The following is an 18,449-nucleotide window of genomic DNA, read 5'->3' on the forward strand; positions in this document are numbered from 1 at the left end:
TTCGGCGGTACACCGTGGCGATAGGCTGCAGCGGATTCGAAGAAACGGGGGCGAGAAAAAACGATGGGCAACCGGCACGAACTCCGCTCGGTCAAGGAACACCGGCTCGCGATGCCGGGGTCGCCGACCGTTCGCCCGCCCGCCCGCGTCCCCTCGACCGCGGCGCTCGCCAGAATGGCCCAGGAAGCGACCATCCCCAGCATCCCGGCCGCCCGGCGACCGCCGCGACAGGAACGCCGCCGCACGCGCGTCCGCCCGTACGTCCGCACGGGCGGACGCACACAGTCCAAACGGAACTTCGCCATCGAAGCGATGATTTCCGTCCGGAACGACGCGCCGTGGAACGCGCCAGGGTTCAGCGTCGAATTCCATTCCGTGAGAAAACTGTGCCGCCGTCCGACTTCCGTCGCCGAAGTAGCGGCGTCACTAAGCGTTCCACTCGGCGTTGCAAAGGTCCTTTTGGGTGACATGGCCGAACTCGGTTTGGTCACCGTTCATGAAACGCAGGCTGAATTCGACGGCCATCCGGCACTCGCCTTGATGGAACGTGTACTGCAGGGTTTGCGTCGCCTGTGAGATCGGCTCACTCGCACTACGCTACGCAAGGTGAGTGAAGAATCCGGTGACGAAAGCACCCTGACCGTGGTGCTGGCAGGCGGGGTCAACCTCGCCATCGCCGTGCTGAAACTGATCGCCGGGATCATCACCGGCTCCGGCGCGATGCTGTCGGAGGCCGCGCACTCGGTCGCCGACACGATCACCGAAGTCCTCCTGCTGACCGCGCTGAAACGGTCGGACCGCCCCGCCGACCGCGTCCACCCCTTCGGCTACGGCAAGGAACGCTACTTCTGGTCGCTGCTCGCGGCGGTGTCGATCTTCGCCTCCGGCGCGATGTTCGCGCTCTACGAAGGCTTCTCGACGGTGTTCGGCGAAGCGACCGAGCAGACCGATCCGATCGTCGGCTACGTCGTACTCGCGATCGCGTTCGTCCTCGAGTCCGTCTCGTGGTTCCAGGCCGTGCGGCAGGTGCGGCGCGACGCCGCGGAGTCGGGCCAGAAGGTCTCGGTCTACTTGCGGATGATCGACGACCCGGCCCCGAAGACCGTCCTGTTCGAGGACTCGGCCGCGCTGATCGGCCTGCTGCTCGCGTTCGCCGGGATCGGGCTGCACCAGCTCACCGGATCACACGTCTGGGACGGCGCGGCGTCGATCGCGATCGGGGTGCTGCTGGCGCTCGTCGCGTACGTGCTCGGGCGCACCAACCGCGGCCTGCTGATCGGCAGGCAGGCCGATCCGAGGCTGGTGCGCGCGGTGCGCGACCACTTGACGGGCGCGCCGGAGATCGAGGCCGTCGTCGACCTGCAGACCATGCTGATGGGCACCGATCAGGTGCTCGTCTGCGCCCGCGTCGACTTCGACGACGCACTCTCCGCCGCGGAGGTCGAACGAGCCTGTGTCCGGATGGCGAGCGAACTGACGCGAACCTTCGGCGACGTCACCGAGGTGTTCATCGAACCGGTGCCGCGCACGGACGCCGAACTGCGCGCGGCCGTGCTGGCCCGCTACGGCGACTGGGGAAAGGGTCAGTAGCCGAAGTTCTGCGTCCAGTACATGCCCTTGGTGTTCACGCCGACGCCGATCTTCTTCAGCTTGCAGTTGAGGATGTTCGCGCGGTGGCCTTCGGAGTTCATCCAGGCGTCCATCACCTTCGCGGCGTTCGACTGGCCCTTGGCGATGTTCTCGGCACCGGGCTTGTCGTAGCCGGCGGCACGGATGCGCTGGTCGAACGTGACGCCTTCCGGCGTGGTGTGCGAGAAGTAGTTCCGGGCGGACATGTCGTCGCTGTGGCCCTGCGCGGCGGCGGCGAGACGCGACTCGTTGCTCACCGGCGAACAGCCCGCGTCGGCGCGCTCGGCGTTGACGAGGTCGACGACCTGCGCGGCGAGTGAGCTGTCCTGCGAACGAGGCGGCTCCGGAGCCTTGCTGGGCGTCGGCTTCGGGGCGTCGGAACTCTGTGCGGGCGGCTCGGCCGGAGCGGAGGACGAGCTCGGCGGCGCGGAGGAAGACGTGGGAGCGGCCGAAGACGACGTCGGGGCCGCGGAGTCGGACGCGGGGCCGCCGGGCGCCGGAGCGGATGTCTGGCCGAAGTAGGAGGGAGGCTTCGCGAGGGCGTCGCCGGGTCTGCCCTTGGTGTCGGGAACACTCAGTGACAGATTACTCAGCGCAGTACCCTGGAACCGATCGGTCACCATCAGGTAGCTCGCACTGGCGATCACCCCGCCCAGCAGGACGCTGAGCGTGACCAGCAGTAACCGGCTTCGTGTTCTATTGGGGGACACGGGGCCGAAAACTATCACGAACCGGTTACGGCAATACCCCCGAAAGTAGTAATACCGGTCAGCGGTCGCCCTCAGTGATCAACTTGGTGGACTCATGGGTGATCGCCGCGGCGTCCGCGAGGAACCGGATCACCGCCTCCAGCTCACCGTCCGTGTAGTTCTCGCAGGCCTCGCGGACCGACTTCACCAGCTGGTCCCACAACGGCGCGGCGGAGGCCATCGCCGCCCCGTCGATCTCGATGAGCACCTTGCGCCGATCCTCGGGATGCGGCTTCCGCGCGACGATCCCCTTGCCCTCGAGTCTGTCGATGAGCGCGGTGATCGACGCCGGCGCGAGCCCCGAGAGCTGCGAGAGCGCCTTCGGCGTCTGCGGCCCGAGGCGGGCGAGGTAGTCGGTCACCTTGCTTTCGACGGCCGAAAGGCCGCGCTGCTCGGCGATCGCCGTATGGAACATGACCGTCTCCGTCGACAGCGCCCGCGATCCGCCGAGGACCCGTTCGACCAGTTCCGCCCGCTCACTTGACACGTCGGCCAGCCTAGCGGAGTCTTTAGTTCGATAGAACGAATTAGTTTCTAAGATATTCGACGGGGTGAATGACATGGCGAAGGTACTGATCGCCGGCGGGGGTATCGCGGGCACGGTCACGGCGATCGCGCTGCACGAGACCGGCCACGAACCGGTGATCCACGAGGCGTACGACCGGACCGCGGAAGGCGTCGGCGCGTTTTTGACACTCGCGGTGAACGGACTCGACGCGCTGGCGCCACTGGGACTGAAAGACCTGGTCAAAGACCTTGGTTTCGACACGCCGCGGATCAAGATGCGGCTGGGGAACGGCCGCGAGCTGGCGGACCTCGCGCTCGGCGGCCGGCTGGAGGACGGCACCACGAGCCAGACCGTGCTGCGCTCCGACCTCTACATCGGCCTTCGCGACGAAGCCGTCAGACGCGGCATCGAGGTCCGCTACGGCAAGCGCCTGGCCGACGCTCGCGAGACCGCTTCCGGCGTACTCGCGACGTTCGAGGACGGCTCGTCGGCCGAGGGCGACCTGCTGATCGGCGCGGACGGGCTCCGCTCGCGAGTGCGGACGATCATCGACCCGCGGGCGCCGTCACCGCGCTACGTGCCCCTGCTGAACACCGGCGGCCTGGCCAAGGGTCTGCGGCTGGACGACGAACCCGGCGTCATGCACATGACCTTCGGCAAGCGGCTGTTCTTCGCGCACGTCGTCCACCCGGACGGCGGCGTCTGGTGGTTCGCGAACGTGCCCCGGAAGCATGCCGACCTCCCCGAAATGGGCACCTGGCGCGAGGACCTGATCCGGGAACTCGCGGTGGACCGCACTCCGGCCGTCGAGATCGTGCGCGCGACGCGGGAGATCTACCGGCCGTGGGCGACGTACGACTTCCCGAGCGTGCCGACCTGGCGGACGGACCGGATGGTCATCATCGGCGACGCCGCCCACGCGACCTCACCGGCGGCGGGCCAAGGCGCGGCGATGGCCGTCGAGGACGCCGTCACGCTGGCACGATGCCTGCGCGACGTGCCCTCGATCCCGAAAGCGCTCGCCGCCTACGAAGGACTGCGACGCGAGCGCGTCGAGGCCGTCGTCGAGCGCGGCAAGCGCAACGGCGACGCGAAGGCGGTCGGCCCCATCGGGCGGGTGATCCGTGACTTCTTCCTCACGCGGGCGTTCAAGAACCCGCCGAAGGAGGATCCGAACGCCTTCATGTGGCAGCACCGGATCGAGTGGGAAGCTCCAGTGAGCTAGCGCCAGCGTCTTCCCAAGGGCGCTCAGCGCCCGACGAAGACTTCGCCGTGGAGCGCCTCTCTTGGGCCGGAGGCCCACGGAAACACGATGAAGGGGCGCTTCAGACCCGACATGAGCCGGATACGGGACGGCGCCCCTTCGGCGGGTTTCCGTCAGCGCTCGACCAATATCACCGCCAGGTGTCTACGCGGTGGAAGTTCTTGTACGCGCGGCTCGGGGTCGGGCCCCGCTGCCCCTGGTAGCGCGAACCGGCCTCGTTCGAGCCGTACGGGAACTCCGCCGCGCTGGACAGGCGGAAGATGCAGAGCTGGCCGATCTTCATCCCCGGCCACAGCGTGATCGGCAGGTTCGCGACGTTCGACAGCTCCAGCGTGATGTGACCCGAGAAGCCCGGGTCGATGAAGCCCGCTGTCGAGTGCGTGAGCAGGCCGAGGCGGCCGAGGGAGGACTTGCCCTCCAGACGGCCGGCGAGGTCGTCGGCGAGCGTGACGGTCTCGTAGGTGGAGCCGAGGACGAACTCGCCGGGGTGGAGGACGAAGGGGTCTTCGCCCTCCTTCTCGACCAGTGAGGTCAGCTCGTCCTGCTGGAGCTGCGGGTCGATGTGCGTGTACTTGCTGTTGTCGAACACGCGGAAATAGCGGTCGAGTCGCACGTCGATGCTCGACGGCTGGACCATCGTCGGGTCGAACGGGTCGACACCGAGACGGCCGGCATCGAGCTCTTTACGGAGGTCACGGTCGCTGAGGAGCACGCGGTCAGCGTAGTCAAGCGGCCTTCATGTGCCTGCTGTAGGTGGGGTCGAGCCCGAACACCTTGGTGACCTGCCGGAGGTAGTGACGACGGCCGGCGGCCCCGATCAGCTCCTGGAGCGCCGTCGCGCCGGGCACCACCCGCCGGACCGTCTCGGCGGCGAAGTTGACGCCCGCCACCGCGACCACGGCCGCCTGCGCGATCGGATCGTCCGGCAGTTCCAGGAAGTCGGCGTTGGTCTTGCCGAGAAGGAGTCTGCTGATCGACCCGTGCGCCGCGACCGACACATGCGAGAGGACCTTGCCCACCGCGCCCCGGCCCTCGCCGATCGCGGCGTGGGACTTCATGAGCGCCGCGGCGAGCCGTTTGGAATCGTCGTCGGGGATGAACTCGGTGGTGGCGAGCAGCCACAGCAGCCGCCAGGCGTCGTCCTCGCCGGCGGGCAGGAGCTCCTCGTCGACACCCATCAGCCAACCGACGTAACGCCAAAGGTGCAGGATGTCGGCGCGCTCGCGGGCGCTGTAGCGAAGCCCGAGCAGTTGCGTGCCGAACACGTAGACGAGGGAGAAAAGCAGAAGCGTGCCTGCGGTCTGGACCTGGTTGACCGGCCGGTCCCAAGCGGCGTAATCCCAATCCTTGCGGCGATTCATCGCGGCTCGAACATGTGCGTGCACGATCCGCACCCGCAACGCGGCCTCGTACCCACGCCCGCCGGGCACCAGCGCACCCGGCGTCGTCACGTGGATCCACCAAGTCGCCGTCTCGACGAGGCGCTGCGCCGCCTTGTACTCGATCTCACCCGTACCGACGAGCGACTTCGTGGCACGCGACGCGAGATAGCCGCCCATCAACGAAACGTCACCGAGCGGAAAGAGCCCGAGCAACCCGGCACGCGTGATCGCCCGCGCTCCACGCTCCAACCGGTCCTGATCGACCCAGTACGGCGTCGCCTCGACGTCACAAAAGAAAGCTTCGAGCTCCTCCGGCGGACTCTCGACACTCTCGATGCCTTGCCGCAGCGCCAATTCGAACTGTCCTTGGGCACCTTTTCGCAGCAACGGCACCAGCACGTCGGCCGCCGGATCCTCCCGCTGCGCGAACCCCCGCAACCGGGCCACCTGGCGCTCGTCACCCCTGATGTCACCCTCGATGAACAACCTCGACGCGACCCGGAACCCGCCTTGGCGGAACAGCTCGGGGTCGGGCAGCCTCTCGTCCATCCGGCTCACCTCCGACGTAGACAACAAGTGTTGTCACATTCGAGGGCGACGTCAAGGAGGGGTAGGGCTTGGCAAGGGGAGATCCGGACCATGTATGCTGGCCGAGCACTGCGGATGTAGTTCAATGGTAGAACATCAGCTTCCCAAGCTGAATACGCGGGTTCGATTCCCGTCATCCGCTCTCCTGCGAAAGCCCCAGGTCAGTGGATGTCCACTGTGGACCTGGGGCTTTCGCTTTGTCCGGTCATCGGCCCTCGCGTGCCATTAACGGGCCATACGGACCGATTGCTTGCAAGACCGGCCGAGATCGGGTTCACCGTCGAACACGCCGACGGTGCGAAAACGGCGACGCGGTTCCCCGGCAGCCAGCCGCCTGAGCGCTGCCAGCGCAACGGATAACCGCTCATCGGGCACCGCGTCGAGAAGGCGGCGCGCCTGCTCGCGAGGCGAAACCGGTTCCGGCCTTTCGCCAGTCGTCATACCGTCATCCTGCCTCAGTCAGGGCATGAGCCGATCGGTTCGGGACTCCTCCCCCAACCCCGCTGTTACCTTCTCGCGCGTGGGGAGAAAAGCGCACGACAGTACGGCGGCCGTCGTGTTGACCGTTCTGGCTGGGTCGCTGATCTTCCCGCTGGTGCTGGTCGGCGTGGTCTTCCTCCTCATCGGCTTGAACGCGGGCAGCAGGCCGGGGCCGTACACCGTCGTTTTCGCCAAGGCGGGAGAGGAATGCGGGGCGACCGGGCAGTATCTCGACGCGTCCACCGGCGAGCCGTTGAGGTGTATGGGTCCTGGGTTGCTCCGGACGTCCGCGGTCGAGTTTCCCGGTTTCTCCGCTGAGCAGAACGACGAGGTTCGCCGTTGGCTGACCACGTTGGCGGAGGACGGCGATCTGAGCGTCTTCGACCACCGGTCGGTTCAGGCCAAGATCGACGGGATCGCGGCCGGATTGCCACCGGGAACGCGAGTCGAGCGGGAATCCCGCTCGACGGAGGTCTGGATCGGCGCGGCCTTGACCGGGGCCGGGCTGCTCTTGGGTTCCGGCTTCGCGTGGCGATGGCACCAGAACCGCCGGGCCGGTTTTTGACTACGGTGCCGGACATGGAGATCCGGGAGTTCACCGAAGACGACTGGGGACAGATCTGGCCGATCGTGCGCGAAGTCGTGCGGGCGGCGGACACGTACACCTACGACCCGAACCTCACCGAAGAAGCCGCTCGCGGGTCCTGGGTGCAGACGCCGCCGGGCCGGACGGTGGTGGCGGTCGAGGACGGCCGCGTGCTCGGCACGGCCAAGACCGGCCCGAACCACGGCGGGCCGGGGTCGCATATCGCGACGGCCAGTTTCATGGTGGACAAGGACTTGCGCGGCAAAGGTATCGGCAGTGCGCTGTGCGCGCATGTCCTGGAATGGGCCAAGGAACAGGGTTTCGCGGGCATGCAGTTCAACGCGGTCGCCGAATCCAACGTCGCCGGGATCCGGGTCTACGAACGGCTCGGGTTCAAGATCGTCGGCACGGTGCCGGGCGCGTTCGAGCATCCGACGCTGGGACGCATCGGGCTGCACGTCATGTACTGCGACTTCGGCCGAGGCTGACGCTGACGGCTCAGCCTTCGACGAGTTCCCAGGGGGCGTCGGCGCTCGGCCGGTCGTAGACCTGGCCGGGCGCGGCGCTCAGCACCAGCGCGACGTCCGGGTACAGGGTGACGGCGTGCTCCATTTCGAGGGCTTCGACCTCGAAGTCCTCGTTCTCCGGCACCGCGAAGCCGACGAGCAGCCAGCTGCCGTCGGCCTCGCGCACGACCTGGCGCACGGCGCGGGCCGGGGCGGCGGGGTCGGCGGAGATCTCGGCGAGTTCGGTGCTCACCTGCACTTCTTCCAGCGGCGAGCCCGGATGCGTCCACGCGGCGAGGCGGGCGGCGCGCACCAGGAGGTCTTCCTCGTCGTCATCCGAGTCGGCGACGGAGCTCAGCAGCCATGTGCGCCGTTCCTGGTCCCAGTCTGCGGCCATGCCGGTGGGGAGGCCGGCGAGCGCGACGAGTTCGGGGATGAGCTCCACCGCTTCCCGCAGCGGCAGCGCGCCGAACGCGTCGCGGTTGAGGTCCATGTCCGCGGAGAACTCGTTGCCGTCACTGATGAACCAGTCGCCGTCGTCGTCCAGTACGACGAAGGCGAGGTTCGACGGGTCGTCCACCAGCGACCGGGAGATGATCACCGGCGATTCGGGATCCTGACGCAGCGGCCAGTTCTCGCTCGACATGCTGGGCTCCCAACGGGGTTGTCCGGCTGTGGGGCCCCATCCCACCATGACCGCCGGAAGGTCACTCGCTGAGGTCGTACTCGTCGACGTCGAGCGCGGCGGCGGCTTCGGTGAGGAACGCGAGTACGGCAGGCGAGAGGTGCCAGCCGAATTCCTCGCCGCCGTCGCGGTGGTGGAAGTAGCGCACCACTTGCAGCACCGCGCTCGCTCCCTCGTCCACCAGTTTCCGGATCCCCGGGCGGACCGGGGCGAGCCTGCCGATCACGCTCTCGATCTGGTCGTCGACCGGTTCCGAACCGCGATGCGTCACCTTCCAGGCGTGCATCCGCGGCAACCGGTGTTCGGCGGACCGCGAACCCAGCACCAGTACCTCGTCGGGCGCCATGCCGAGCCGCGCGGTGATCTCCCCGGCGGACACGGTTTCGCTCTTCAAGGCGAAGTAGCAGTACTGGTGGACCTTCATACGCCCGGCACCCTAGCTTTCGGGCAAGCTGACCAGGTGAAACGTGATCAATCGCTTATCGAACGTCTCGCGCGGGAGCGCAACGCCTGGTTGTGCACGCTCCGCGCGGACGGTTCGCCGCACGTCACGCCGGTGTGGTTCGTGTACCTCGACGACGTCTTCTGGATCGGCAGCGGTGACCGGAACGTGAAGGTACGCAACATCGGCACCGACCCGCGCGTCAGCCTCGCGCTGGAAGACGGCGACGCTCCCGCCGTCGCCGAAGGTGTGGCACGCGTCCATCGCGGGGCTCTCCGCGAAGACGTTCTCGCGGCGCTGGCGGCGAAGTACGACGGCTGGGCGGCAAGTGAGGAGATCGAGCCGTTCGGCGCCAGGGTGCTGCTGGAAGTCCCCGTTAAGCGGTGGCTGCTCGCGGGTGCCGCCCAATAGTCTGGAAAGTCCGGATACCGATCTTGGGATGGACGATGCTGACCGGTGAACTGATCCGCTTGCGGCCGCTGGAACCCGAAGACGCGGACACGCTGTGGCGCTGGCACAACGACCCGGAGGTCACCCGCTGGCTGCCCGCGGACCATGCGGAATCCCTCGCCCAGATCCGTGAGCGCTTCGCCCGCCGGAAACCCAACAGCTACAGCCAGGTGGAATTCGCGATCGAGAGCCTCGCCGTCGGCACGTTGATCGGCACCTGCACGCTGCGCGACGCCACGCCGGAAGGGGGTCGCGCCGAGCTGGACATCTATCTCGGCGAGAAGGACCACTGGGGCGGCGGCTACGGCACCGACGCCATGCGCACGCTCTGCCGCTACGGCTTCGACATGATGCGGCTGCACCTGATCGCGCTGTGGGTGGTGGTCGACAACGAGGCCGCGATCCACGTCTACAAGAAGCTCGGGTTCCAGGTGGACGGCAGGCACCGGCAGTCGTTCCGCGACCAGAACGGCCAGTGGCACGACGAGTATCTGATGAGTCTGCTCGAAGGGGAACTCCGCTAGTCGTTCAGTCCTTTCGTGAGCCTGGCGGGTGCCTTCATCCGCCAGGCTTCTTCGATGAGCTCACGTAGCTGCGTCTTCTCGACCTTCTCCAGATCGACGAGGATCGCGCCGTAGCCGTCGTAATGCGGCGTGGTGAAGTACGCGGGGTCGCCGGAGGCCAGCAGGGCCTCCTTCTCCGCGTGCTCGCACAGCAGCATCAGCCCGCCCTCGGCCTCGGTGCGCAGGCGGGCGAAGCTCTTGCCCGCGACCTTGAGCGACGGCGTGCGGTACGAAGTGGACACCTCGACCTCCGGCAGCCTGCCCGCCAGTGTCACGACTTCTTCCCAGGTCGTCATGGCGGCCATTGTGCCCTGGGTCACTGACAAAACCACCCCGTAGATGTCAGGAAAGGGTCGTTCAGGACGAAAACCGTCAGGAACGACCCTTTCATGACACTCGCGAGAGCTACGGCAGCACGGTGATCCGGTCCGCGGCGGGCGGTGCGATGCCCGGGTGCGCCCCGAAGTACGCGATCAGCGCGTCCAGGTCCACCGGACCACCCGACAGATTGGTCCCCTTCGTGAACTCGGTGAAGCCGTCCCCGCCGGCGGCGAGGAAGTTGTTCACCGAGACGCGGTACGACGCCGCCGGGTCGATCGGCGTGCCGTCGAGCGTCAGGTTCGAGATGCGCGCGCCCTGGGCGGCCGACGCCGAGTACGAGTACTTCAGCGACTTCGAGATCTGCAGGATCCGCACGACACCGTTGGCCTGCCACTGCTGTTCGAGCACGTTCTTCAGATCCGCCCCGGTGAGCGTGATCGTCTGCATGATGTTCGCGAACGGCTGCACGGCGAACGCCTCGCCGTAGGTCACGACGCCGTCGCCTTCGCCGGCGGGCGAAGACAAGTGGGTGAAGTCCGTGCGGATGCCGCCTGGGTTCGTCATGGCGATCTGCGCGCCGTTCGACCGTGTGGCCTCGAGCTGGGCGTCGGCGATGACGTCGCCCAGCGGGGACTCACCGGAGGCCGCGCCTTTGGCGACCAGGTCGGCGGTGATGGTGCCGACGGCCTTGTTCGCGATCGGCGCGGCCTTGGTCTTCGCCTCGTCGATCAGTTTCACGACGTCGGTGTCCAGCGTGACGTCGCGGGTGACGATCTGGTTGTGCGCCTTGGTCTCGCCACGCACGACGTCGCGGGTCCGGCGGTCGATCTTCAGGTCGACGACCGAAAGCAGGCGGCCGAACGACGCGCCCTGGATCACCGGACGCGGTTCGCCTGCGGGGTCGGCGAGCACGCAGTTGTACTGCTGGTGGCTGTGCCCGGTGAAGATTGCGTCCACTTTGGACGTCACCTGCTGCGCGATCGCCGTCGCCGCGCCCGGCTTGACCTTGCATTCGTCAGGACCGGCGGTCTCGGAGTTGTCGCCCTGGTGCAGCAGCACGACCTGCGCCTTGACGCCGAAGAGGTCGAGCAGCTTCGCGGTGCGGTCGATCGCCTCGACCTCTTCGCCGAACTTCAGCCCCTTGATCGCTTCCGGGGTGACGACCTGCGGCAGGTCCTTCAGCGTCGCGCCGATGACGCCGATCGGGACGCCGCCGGAGAACTCGATGCTGAACGGCAGCAACGCCGGGATGCCGTTCTCGTAGTACACATTGGACCCGAGGAAGGGGAAGTTCGCGCCCTTGAAGGACTTCTGGAACTGGCAGCCGTCGGTTTCGTGGCAGCCGCCGTGCTGCATCCGGCGGAGTTCCTTGAGCCCCTCGTCGAATTCGTGGTTGCCGACCACGGAGGCCCGCACACCGAGCTGGTTCAGCAGTTCGACGGTCGGCTCGTCGTGGAACAGGGCCGAGATCACCGGCGACGCGCCGATGCTGTCACCGGCCGAGAGCACGACCGAGTTGGGTGCTTCGCCGCGGAGCTTCTTCAGGTGCGTCGCGAGGTAGGCGGCACCGCCCGCGTTGACCGTCCCGCCGCCGGGCAGCGTGACCCTGCCGCTCGAACCGGACGGCGGTTCGAGGTTTCCGTGCAGGTCGTTGAACGTGATGATCCGGACGTCGGTGGTCGCCGACGCGGCAGACGCGGGCGTGGCGACGGCGGCCAGCGCGGTCAGCGCGGCACCGGTGACGACGGCCAGCCGGGTAGAGAGCTTCATTCTTCCTCCGATTCGCGCCCGAACGTCCCCATCGGGCGCACGGCGGAGGAGTCTGCCTGGCGAGTTTGACGATCACCAGAGGAAATAGTCGGACGATAAGCAAACGTCACATGGTTCGTGAACCGTTCAGCAGTACCCGCGCCACCAGCTCGGGCTCGTCGTTCATCGGCACGTGCCCGCAGCCGCGCAGCACCAGCAGCTCGGCCTTCGGCGCGATGCGGCGCAGCTCGGCGGCCTTCGGACGGGCGAGGATGCGATCGCGTTCCGCCCACGCGATGGTCACCGGGACGTCCTCGACGACGCCGTCGAACCGGAAGCCGCCGCGGGCCTGCTCCAGCGTCGGCCGGAAGCCGGGACAGCCGGCGAGCGCGCGGATGTCCTCCAGGACTACCTGTGTGGTGAGCCGGTCCGGACGGCCGACGATCATCCCGGTCAGCATCGACCGGCCCGCCGGTGTCGCGGCGAGGCGCCGGGCGGTGCGTTCGGGGATGCGCTCGGCCAGCAGCCGGTGGGTGCGCAGCATGCTCAGCGCGTATCGCTGCTGCCGCGGCGTCCACAGCCCTGCCGGGGACAACGCCGTCACGCTGCGGACGAGACCCGCTTCCCCGAGTGCGAGCGAGAGCAGGCCGCCGAGCGAGTTGCCCGCGACGTGCGGTTTGCCGAGGCCGAGTTCGCCGAAGAACTTCGCGAACATCTCGACAGCGGCCTCGACGCCGTACCCGCCGGAATGCGGGGCGGATTCGCCGAAGCCGGGCAGGTCGACGGTGATGACATCGCGGTGCGGCGTGAGCAGGCCGAGCACGGGCGACCAGGCTTGGCGCCGGTGGCCGACCCCGTGGATCAGCACCAGCGGCTCACCCTTGCCCGCGCGGTCGAAGACGACGTTGTCCATCCCGCGAGGTTAAGCTATTTACTGCTACCTCCGGTAACAGGTAAATAAAGGCGTTCACGCCGACGGGTGACGTCGTTCGGCATCGGCTCCAGTTCACCCGTCGCGATGAACCCGAGTTTCAAATACAGCCGCCGCGCCCGGTCGTTGTCCTCCGCGACGTGCAGCCACACCTCACGCGCGCCGCCGGCCTCGGCGGCCGACCGCACCTCACCCATCAGCTTCGTGCCCAGCCCGCGACCGCGTGTTTCGGGCGCGACCCACATCGAATAGAGGATCCAGCCGTCGTCACGCGCCCGCCCGGCGACGAGGCCCACCGGACGGTCTCCGTCGAAGGCGGCGAACCAGGCGTCACCCGCCAGCTTCGCGAGCCATTCCTCGTCGGACTGCGCCCGCTCGGCCGCGGCGATCGAGCCGTAGTTCTCGGGGGTGTCCATCAAGGCACGCAGGCGGACTTCGCGGAAGACGTCGAGGTCCGCGGGAGTGAGCCGTCGAACGAGCAGCATCCGGGCAGACTCCCATGTCGGCGGGCGAAGCGCGGAACGAATATCGCCGATCGGCCAAGATCGGGGTCGGCCACTCGGCCGATCCCGGCCCGGCTGCCGCGGCCCTTCGACCGAAGTGGCGGGGCCTGCCGGATCCATAACGTCGATGGCATGACGAACGCACAGGTCACCGCCCTGCAGTACGGCTTGATCGGCTTCTTCGCGCTCTGGGCGACGGTGCTGATCCCGCAGCTGATCATCCTGCATTCGCGGCACGGCCGGGTGCGCCTTCGTCCGGTGCTGACCATGGCCGCCGTGCTGCTCTACGGCTGCATGACGCTGGCGGTGACCTTCCTGCCGCTGCCCGGCCCCGGCGTGAAACGGCTGAGCCAGACCGTGCAGCTGAACCCGTTCCAGTGGATCGCCGACATCCACACCGAACTGCTCAAGCACGGCCTGCCGGCCACCGACTGGTTCACCACGCAGACCTTCCAGCAGGCCACCATGAACGTGCTGCTGTTCGTGCCACTCGGATTCTTCGCCAGGACGCTCTGGAAGCGCGGCCTCATCGGCACGACGCTGATCGGTCTCGCCGCTTCGCTGCTGATCGAGGTCACGCAGCTCACCGCGAACTTCGGCACCGCGCCCTACGCGTACCGGATCTTCGACGTCGATGACCTGCTCAACAACACCGGCGGCGCGATGCTCGGCTGGATCGCCGGGGCGCTGCTGCTCAGCCTCGTGCGGAAGCCCGTTCCGTCAACGGTCGAGCTTCAGCTTCCGCGCCGCGAGCGGGTCGACCTCGCCCAGGTCCGCTAGCCTCGCCTGCCGTCGCTGGGCCGCGCGCCGCGCGGCCCGCCGGTCTTCCGCGATCACCAGCACGGTCGCCACCACGAAGATCAACGCGACCACGCCGAGGATGAGCGAGAACTGCAAGACGCCTCCCCGAATACGACCTTGTGTGCGAGATCACAAACAGTACGCACGTCGTGGTGACTTGGCCACCCCTCGCGACGAAAGTGGGTGTCGTGGATCACGCGGGGACGGCCGCGAACCAGGTCCGGTCGCCGGTGCACCAGCGCTCGAAGACCAGTCCGGCCTCGGCGAGCGTGGCATGCAGTGCCAGGAGTTCCAGCCGGCGGATGCCCTTCGACGAGCACCCGACCGCCGGGCGCGACTTGCGCGCGGGCGGCGGCCAGGAGGGCCGCGCGATCGGCGGCGGCGGCGCGGACATGGGCGAGCATCTCCGGCGAACCGTCCACCGCGACCACCGGATGCCCCAGGTCCAGCAGCGCGTGCGTGACCCGCCCGACGCCGCTGCCGAGCTCCAGGATCGAGGCGCCCGCCGGGACCGCCTCGTGCACGATCCCGGGCTCGCCGCCGGGCGGCAGCAACCGGTACACCTCCACCGGACAGCCGTCGGCCGTGAACGCCCCTTCGCCCATACCCGCCAGCGTGCCGGAAACTGGCCGGGTGAGGACGAAACCGACCAAGGAAGAGCTGGCCGCCGCCTACGGCAGGACCATCGACGACGTCATCGCGCCGGATCTGGACGTGCTGTTCTGCGGGATCAACCCCGGTCTCTACTCCGGCGCGCTCGGCCTGCATTTCGCCAGGCCGGGGAACCGGTTCTGGCCCGCGCTGTACCGCGGCGGTTTCACCCCGCGCCTGCTCGACCCCAGCGAGCAGGACGAGCTGCTCGAACTCGGCCTCGGCATCACCAACGTCGTCGCGCGGACGACGGCGCGAGCCGACGAGCTGACCCCGGACGAGTTCCGCGAAGGCGGACGGCTCCTCGCGGCGAGGGTCGCCGAGTACCGGCCACGCTGGCTGGCCGTCGTGGGGATCACGGCGTTCCGGGCCGCGTTCGGCCTGCCGAAGGCGAAGGTCGGCCCGCAGGACGCCGAGATCGGCGGGGCCCGGGTCTGGGTACTGCCCAATCCGAGCGGGCTGAACGCGCATTGGACGCCCGCAGCGCTCGGGGACGAGTTCGGGCGTCTTCGCGCCGAAGTCCACTCTGAGTAGCGAATCCGCCAAGAAGTCCCCTCGTCGCGCTCATTCGAGCCAGAGATCCACGACCAGCTGATACGCAGAGTTTGCTGCGACGAGGCGATACATCTATGAGGGGGATATCGCGTCACGTGCACCGACCTACTGACTCGTAATAGTTACGAGGTGTCATCTCTGTCCGGTCCCGCAGGGGGGACCGGTTGACGAGGGTGACCACGCCGGGGGGCGGTGGTCACCGAATGGACTTTCGAGTCCTCTCGTCCGGAGATGACGGGCAGGAAAACGGAGGGGTCCGTGATGCGAGGCATCGAGCCGAACCGAACGCAGGCCGGCAGGCCTGGTGGCCTGTCACCAGGCGGCCGAGGCCTCGGCGTGGCCGCCGTCGATCCGATCCCGATCTTCTGCGAGGGACTGAGTTCGCTGGTCCACCGGACGCCGGGATTGCAGTGGCTCGGGCACGCGTCGAGTCACCACGCCGCGCTTCAGCTGTGCGAGCAGCTGAAACCGGACGTCATCGTGCTGGATTCGGCGCTCGACCCGAACTGCCATCTGTCCAGGCTGCTCAGCGGCGGCGATCCGGCGCTGGTCATCATCACGCTGGTCAGGGACACCAACCGTACGCAGCAGTACCTCGCCGCGGCGATCGCGGCAGGCGTGCACGCGATCGTGCCGCGCGCGACCGACGGACGGCATCTGACCGAGGCGATCCGGCGCGCGCACAGCGACCGCCGGTACATCGACCCGACGCTGGCGGCGCTGACCGCCCGGCCGAAACGCCAGCCCGTGCTCCCCAAGCCGGGTGACGCCCCCAAGCCGGCGACCGCGCGCGGCCTGATGCCGCTGTCCCGCCGCGAGTACCAGGTCCTGCAACTGGTCGCCGAGGGACTGGAGAACTCGGGGATCGCGAAGATCCTGTTCCTGTCCGTGGAAACCGTGCGGACCCACGTCAAGAGCATCCTGCGCAAACTGTCGGCCCGGGACCGGACGCACGCGGTGACCATCGCGTTCCGCTCCGGCATCCTGATCGCGACCCCTGACGACACCCACACCCCGGCCGAGGCGACGCCGGCCACTTCCATCGCGCCGTCGACCCGCTGAGACCCCCCATATTGCTGATTTACACATCACAACAGTGGCCATTCACTTGCCGCCGGTTACCCACAGGTAATATCCTGATGTTACCGGCGAGTAGGGAACATGTGCCCGGCCGGGGAGCCGAACACATTGGAGTGACGACATGGGCCACTACAAGAGCAACGTCCGAGACCTGGAGTTCAACCTCTTCGAGGTACTCGGCGTGCAGGACCGCCTCGGAAAGGGCGTCCTCGCGGAGTCCGACGAGGAGACCGCCCGCGGTGTGCTGACCGAGCTGAACAAACTGGCTTCCGGTCCCCTCGCCGATTCGTACGCCGACGCGGACCGCAACCCGCCGGTGTACGACCCGAAGACCTTCTCGGTGAAGATCCCCGAGTCGTTCAAGAAGAGCTACCAGGCGCTGATGGACGGCGAATGGTGGCGGCTGGGCCTGCCGAACGAGCTGGGCGGCTTCGGCCTGCCCCCGACCGTGCAGTGGGCCGCGGCCGAGCTGATCCTCGGCGCCAACGCGCCGCTGTTCATGTACATGGCGGGCCCGAACTTCGCCGGCATCGTCGACAAGAACGGCACCGCCGAGCAGAAGCGCTGGGCGCAGATCATGATCGACCGCGGCTGGGGCGCCACGATGGTGCTCACCGAGCCCGACGCCGGTTCCGACGTCGGCGCCGGTCGCGCCAAGGCCGTCAAGCAGGAGGACGGCTCCTGGCACATCGACGGTGTGAAGCGGTTCATCACCTCGGCCGAGAACGACATGGTCGAGAACATCATGCACCTGGTGCTGGCCCGCCCCGAGGGCCCCGGCATCGAGACCAGGCCCGGCACCAAGGGCCTTTCGCTCTTCCTGGTGCCGAAGTTCCACTTCGACGGCGAGACCGGTGAGCTGGGCGAGCGCAACGGCGCCTTCGTCACCAACGTCGAGCACAAGATGGGCATCAAGGCCTCCACCACCTGCGAGCTGACCTTCGGCCAGCACGGCACCCCCGCCAAGGGCTGGCTGCTCGGCGAGGTGCACGACGGCATCGCGCAGATGTTCCAGGTCATCGAGTACGCCCGCATGATGGTCGGCACGAAGGCCATCGCGACGCTGTCGACCGGTTACCTCAACGCGCTCGAGTACGCCAAGGAGCGTGTCCAGGGCGCCGACCTGCCGAACATGCTGAACAAGGCGGCGCCGCGCGTCACGATCACCCACCACCCGGACGTCCGTCGTTCGCTGATGCTGCAGAAGGCGTACGCCGAGGGCCTGCGCGCGGTGTACCTCTACACGGCGACCTTCCAGGACCAGGTGTGGACCGGCGAGGGCGACGAGGCGTCGCTGAAGGTCGCGCACGGCGTCAACGACCTGCTGCTCCCGATCGTCAAGGGGGTCGGCTCCGAGCGCGCGACCGAGCAGCTCGTGCAGTCGCTGCAGACCCTCGGCGGGTCCGGCTTCCTGCAGGACTACCCGATCGAGCAGTACATCCGTGACGCGAAGATCGACTCGCTGTACGAAGGCACCACGGCCATCCAGTCGCTGGACTTCTTCTTCCGCAAGATCGTCCGCGACAAGGGTGCTTCGCTGGCCTACGTCGCCGGGGAGATCACGAAGACCATCGAGTCGGAGATCGGCAACGGGCGGCTCAAGAACGAGCGCGGTCTGCTCAAGCAGGCGCTCGAGGACACCCAGGGCATGCTCGGCTCGCTGATCGGCTACCTGACCTCGTCGCAGGAAGACCCGCAGAACATCAACAAGGTCGGCCAGCACACGGTCCGCCTGCTGATGTCGGTCGGCGACCTGCTCATCGGCTGGCAGCTCATCAAGCACGCCGAGGTCGCCATCACCAAGCTCGACGCGGGCGCGTCGGCGAAGGACACCCCGTTCTACGAGGGCAAGCTCGCCGTGGCGTCGTTCTTCGCGAAGAGCGTGCTGCCGGAGCTGACCGCGCGCCGCGCGATCGTCGAGGCCGCGGACAACAGCCTCATGGAGATCTCCGAAGCCGCGTTCTAAACGGTTTCGTGACGAAAGGCCCTCTCCCTCGCGGAGAGGGCCTTTCTGGTTTCGAGGGGG

The 18,449-nt window shown here is 67.8% G+C and carries 23 protein-coding genes, 1 tRNA gene and 1 pseudogene; 12 read left to right on the forward strand and 13 right to left on the reverse strand.

Annotation, left to right across the window (positions count from 1 at the left end; translation table 11 throughout):
* Nucleotides 1-63: 63 nt before the first annotated feature.
* Together ACIHAO_RS01260 and ACIHAO_RS01265 are read left to right on the forward strand one after the other, a co-directional pair.
* A complete protein-coding gene (locus ACIHAO_RS01260) occupies nt 64-576 on the forward strand; it encodes a DUF742 domain-containing protein (RefSeq protein ID WP_396554199.1) in 513 nt (170 codons plus the stop codon).
* 30 nt (nt 577-606) lie between these two features.
* Nucleotides 607-1,590, forward strand: coding sequence for a cation diffusion facilitator family transporter (locus tag ACIHAO_RS01265; protein ID WP_396554200.1), 984 nt, complete (start codon nt 607-609; stop codon nt 1,588-1,590).
* On the opposite strand, the gene ACIHAO_RS01270 is transcribed toward ACIHAO_RS01265, so the two are convergent.
* Nucleotides 1,584-2,276, reverse strand: coding sequence for a CAP domain-containing protein (locus ACIHAO_RS01270; RefSeq protein WP_396554771.1), 693 nt, complete (start codon nt 2,274-2,276; stop codon nt 1,584-1,586). The two genes, ACIHAO_RS01265 and ACIHAO_RS01270, sit on opposite strands and share 7 nt — an antisense overlap.
* A gap of 121 nt (nt 2,277-2,397) precedes the next feature.
* Entirely contained in the window at nt 2,398-2,865 is a 468-nt protein-coding gene (locus ACIHAO_RS01275; protein WP_396554201.1) for a MarR family winged helix-turn-helix transcriptional regulator, read from the reverse strand.
* Nucleotides 2,866-2,938: 73 nt separating this feature from the next.
* On the opposite strand from ACIHAO_RS01275, the gene ACIHAO_RS01280 reads away from it, so the two are divergent.
* Nucleotides 2,939-4,111 (forward strand): FAD-dependent oxidoreductase, encoded by a 1,173-nt coding sequence (locus tag ACIHAO_RS01280; protein WP_396554202.1) that lies wholly within the window; start codon nt 2,939-2,941, stop codon nt 4,109-4,111.
* Between the two features lie 169 nt (nt 4,112-4,280).
* Here ACIHAO_RS01280 and dcd read toward each other — a convergent pair whose 3' ends face one another.
* Both dcd and ACIHAO_RS01290 read right to left on the reverse strand, forming a co-directional pair.
* On the reverse strand, nt 4,281-4,862 hold the full coding sequence (gene dcd, locus ACIHAO_RS01285) for a dCTP deaminase (protein ID WP_125679521.1): 582 nt from the start codon (nt 4,860-4,862) through the stop codon (nt 4,281-4,283).
* 13 nt (nt 4,863-4,875) lie between these two features.
* The gene (locus tag ACIHAO_RS01290; protein WP_396554203.1) at nt 4,876-6,081 is read right to left on the reverse strand and encodes an oxygenase MpaB family protein; all 1,206 of its coding nucleotides are present in this window, start codon (nt 6,079-6,081) and stop codon (nt 4,876-4,878) included.
* A gap of 110 nt (nt 6,082-6,191) precedes the next feature.
* Between ACIHAO_RS01290 and ACIHAO_RS01295 the strand changes: the two genes are divergently transcribed.
* The 3 genes from ACIHAO_RS01295 (at nt 6,192) to ACIHAO_RS01305 (ending at nt 7,674) form a co-directional block, all read left to right on the forward strand.
* Nucleotides 6,192-6,262 (forward strand) — tRNA-Gly (locus ACIHAO_RS01295).
* Nucleotides 6,263-6,640: 378 nt separating this feature from the next.
* The gene (locus ACIHAO_RS01300) at nt 6,641-7,165 is read left to right on the forward strand and encodes a hypothetical protein (RefSeq protein WP_396554204.1); all 525 of its coding nucleotides are present in this window, start codon (nt 6,641-6,643) and stop codon (nt 7,163-7,165) included.
* Nucleotides 7,166-7,179: 14 nt separating this feature from the next.
* Nucleotides 7,180-7,674, forward strand: coding sequence for a GNAT family N-acetyltransferase (locus ACIHAO_RS01305; protein ID WP_396554205.1), 495 nt, complete (start codon nt 7,180-7,182; stop codon nt 7,672-7,674).
* A gap of 10 nt (nt 7,675-7,684) precedes the next feature.
* On the opposite strand, the gene ACIHAO_RS01310 is transcribed toward ACIHAO_RS01305, so the two are convergent.
* Together ACIHAO_RS01310 and ACIHAO_RS01315 are read right to left on the reverse strand one after the other, a co-directional pair.
* On the reverse strand, nt 7,685-8,338 hold the full coding sequence (locus tag ACIHAO_RS01310) for a hypothetical protein (protein ID WP_396554206.1): 654 nt from the start codon (nt 8,336-8,338) through the stop codon (nt 7,685-7,687).
* Between the two features lie 61 nt (nt 8,339-8,399).
* Nucleotides 8,400-8,801, reverse strand: coding sequence for a DUF4279 domain-containing protein (locus ACIHAO_RS01315; protein WP_125779830.1), 402 nt, complete (start codon nt 8,799-8,801; stop codon nt 8,400-8,402).
* Between the two features lie 36 nt (nt 8,802-8,837).
* Here ACIHAO_RS01315 and ACIHAO_RS01320 point away from each other — a divergent pair, with 36 nt between their 5' ends.
* Together ACIHAO_RS01320 and ACIHAO_RS01325 are read left to right on the forward strand one after the other, a co-directional pair.
* The gene (locus tag ACIHAO_RS01320; protein ID WP_396554207.1) at nt 8,838-9,230 is read left to right on the forward strand and encodes a pyridoxamine 5'-phosphate oxidase family protein; all 393 of its coding nucleotides are present in this window, start codon (nt 8,838-8,840) and stop codon (nt 9,228-9,230) included.
* A gap of 35 nt (nt 9,231-9,265) precedes the next feature.
* The gene (locus ACIHAO_RS01325; protein WP_396554208.1) at nt 9,266-9,793 is read left to right on the forward strand and encodes a GNAT family N-acetyltransferase; all 528 of its coding nucleotides are present in this window, start codon (nt 9,266-9,268) and stop codon (nt 9,791-9,793) included.
* Here the strand turns inward: ACIHAO_RS01325 and ACIHAO_RS01330 are convergent.
* The 4 genes from ACIHAO_RS01330 to ACIHAO_RS01345 all read right to left on the reverse strand — a co-directional run bounded on the left by ACIHAO_RS01330 (nt 9,790) and on the right by ACIHAO_RS01345 (nt 13,318).
* Complete coding sequence (locus tag ACIHAO_RS01330; protein ID WP_396554209.1) at nt 9,790-10,128, reverse strand: MmcQ/YjbR family DNA-binding protein; 339 nt, start codon at nt 10,126-10,128, stop codon at nt 9,790-9,792. The genes ACIHAO_RS01325 and ACIHAO_RS01330 overlap by 4 nt on opposite strands.
* Nucleotides 10,129-10,237: 109 nt before the next feature.
* Nucleotides 10,238-11,923, reverse strand: coding sequence for a bifunctional metallophosphatase/5'-nucleotidase (locus ACIHAO_RS01335; protein WP_396554210.1), 1,686 nt, complete (start codon nt 11,921-11,923; stop codon nt 10,238-10,240).
* Nucleotides 11,924-12,029: 106 nt separating this feature from the next.
* Nucleotides 12,030-12,815 (reverse strand): alpha/beta fold hydrolase, encoded by a 786-nt coding sequence (locus tag ACIHAO_RS01340; RefSeq protein ID WP_396554211.1) that lies wholly within the window; start codon nt 12,813-12,815, stop codon nt 12,030-12,032.
* Between the two features lie 14 nt (nt 12,816-12,829).
* Nucleotides 12,830-13,318: a GNAT family N-acetyltransferase gene (locus ACIHAO_RS01345; protein WP_396554212.1), complete on the reverse strand. Its 489-nt coding sequence runs from the start codon at nt 13,316-13,318 to the stop codon at nt 12,830-12,832.
* 150 nt (nt 13,319-13,468) lie between these two features.
* Between ACIHAO_RS01345 and ACIHAO_RS01350 the strand changes: the two genes are divergently transcribed.
* Nucleotides 13,469-14,116: a VanZ family protein gene (locus tag ACIHAO_RS01350; protein ID WP_396554213.1), complete on the forward strand. Its 648-nt coding sequence runs from the start codon at nt 13,469-13,471 to the stop codon at nt 14,114-14,116.
* Here the strand turns inward: ACIHAO_RS01350 and ACIHAO_RS01355 are convergent.
* The 3 genes and pseudogenes from ACIHAO_RS01355 to ACIHAO_RS01365 form a co-directional block, all read right to left on the reverse strand.
* Entirely contained in the window at nt 14,057-14,233 is a 177-nt protein-coding gene (locus ACIHAO_RS01355; protein ID WP_396554214.1) for a hypothetical protein, read from the reverse strand. The two genes, ACIHAO_RS01350 and ACIHAO_RS01355, sit on opposite strands and share 60 nt — an antisense overlap.
* A gap of 97 nt (nt 14,234-14,330) precedes the next feature.
* Complete coding sequence (locus tag ACIHAO_RS01360) at nt 14,331-14,531, reverse strand: hypothetical protein (RefSeq protein ID WP_396554808.1); 201 nt, start codon at nt 14,529-14,531, stop codon at nt 14,331-14,333.
* Nucleotides 14,532-14,559: 28 nt separating this feature from the next.
* A pseudogene (locus ACIHAO_RS01365) lies at nt 14,560-14,742 on the reverse strand (class I SAM-dependent methyltransferase); the annotation flags it as partial.
* A gap of 28 nt (nt 14,743-14,770) precedes the next feature.
* On the opposite strand from ACIHAO_RS01365, the gene mug reads away from it, so the two are divergent.
* The 3 genes from mug (at nt 14,771) to ACIHAO_RS01380 (ending at nt 18,389) form a co-directional block, all read left to right on the forward strand.
* Nucleotides 14,771-15,322 carry a G/U mismatch-specific DNA glycosylase gene (gene mug / locus ACIHAO_RS01370; RefSeq protein WP_396554215.1) on the forward strand — a complete coding sequence of 184 codons (552 nt, stop codon included), beginning with the start codon at nt 14,771-14,773 and terminating at the stop codon, nt 15,320-15,322.
* A 282-nt stretch (nt 15,323-15,604) separates the two neighbouring features.
* The gene (locus ACIHAO_RS01375; RefSeq protein WP_396554216.1) at nt 15,605-16,405 is read left to right on the forward strand and encodes a response regulator transcription factor; all 801 of its coding nucleotides are present in this window, start codon (nt 15,605-15,607) and stop codon (nt 16,403-16,405) included.
* A gap of 139 nt (nt 16,406-16,544) precedes the next feature.
* Complete coding sequence (locus tag ACIHAO_RS01380) at nt 16,545-18,389, forward strand: acyl-CoA dehydrogenase (RefSeq protein ID WP_396554217.1); 1,845 nt, start codon at nt 16,545-16,547, stop codon at nt 18,387-18,389.
* The last annotated feature ends 60 nt before the right edge of the window (nt 18,390-18,449 follow it).

Source organism: Amycolatopsis sp. NPDC052450 (genome assembly GCF_044547565.1).
Lineage (GTDB): Bacteria > Actinomycetota > Actinomycetes > Mycobacteriales > Pseudonocardiaceae > Amycolatopsis.

Bases quoted from the DNA above. Each gene is read 5' to 3' on its own strand.
- ACIHAO_RS01260 (WP_396554199.1), top strand. From the start codon at position 64: ATGGGCAACCGGCACGAACTCCGCTCGGTCAAGGAACACCGGCTCGCG.
- ACIHAO_RS01280 (WP_396554202.1), top strand. From the start codon at position 2,939: ATGGCGAAGGTACTGATCGCCGGCGGGGGTATCGCGGGCACGGTCACG.
- ACIHAO_RS01290 (WP_396554203.1), bottom strand. From the start codon at position 6,081: ATGGACGAGAGGCTGCCCGACCCCGAGCTGTTCCGCCAAGGCGGGTTC.
- ACIHAO_RS01305 (WP_396554205.1), top strand. From the start codon at position 7,180: ATGGAGATCCGGGAGTTCACCGAAGACGACTGGGGACAGATCTGGCCG.
- ACIHAO_RS01310 (WP_396554206.1), bottom strand. From the start codon at position 8,338: ATGTCGAGCGAGAACTGGCCGCTGCGTCAGGATCCCGAATCGCCGGTG.
- ACIHAO_RS01315 (WP_125779830.1), bottom strand. From the start codon at position 8,801: ATGAAGGTCCACCAGTACTGCTACTTCGCCTTGAAGAGCGAAACCGTG.
- ACIHAO_RS01325 (WP_396554208.1), top strand. From the start codon at position 9,266: ATGCTGACCGGTGAACTGATCCGCTTGCGGCCGCTGGAACCCGAAGAC.
- ACIHAO_RS01330 (WP_396554209.1), bottom strand. From the start codon at position 10,128: ATGACGACCTGGGAAGAAGTCGTGACACTGGCGGGCAGGCTGCCGGAG.
- ACIHAO_RS01335 (WP_396554210.1), bottom strand. From the start codon at position 11,923: ATGAAGCTCTCTACCCGGCTGGCCGTCGTCACCGGTGCCGCGCTGACC.
- ACIHAO_RS01340 (WP_396554211.1), bottom strand. From the start codon at position 12,815: ATGGACAACGTCGTCTTCGACCGCGCGGGCAAGGGTGAGCCGCTGGTG.
- ACIHAO_RS01345 (WP_396554212.1), bottom strand. From the start codon at position 13,318: ATGCTGCTCGTTCGACGGCTCACTCCCGCGGACCTCGACGTCTTCCGC.
- ACIHAO_RS01350 (WP_396554213.1), top strand. From the start codon at position 13,469: ATGACGAACGCACAGGTCACCGCCCTGCAGTACGGCTTGATCGGCTTC.
- ACIHAO_RS01360 (WP_396554808.1), bottom strand. From the start codon at position 14,531: ATGTCCGCGCCGCCGCCGCCGATCGCGCGGCCCTCCTGGCCGCCGCCC.
- ACIHAO_RS01375 (WP_396554216.1), top strand. From the start codon at position 15,605: ATGCGAGGCATCGAGCCGAACCGAACGCAGGCCGGCAGGCCTGGTGGC.
- ACIHAO_RS01380 (WP_396554217.1), top strand. From the start codon at position 16,545: ATGGGCCACTACAAGAGCAACGTCCGAGACCTGGAGTTCAACCTCTTC.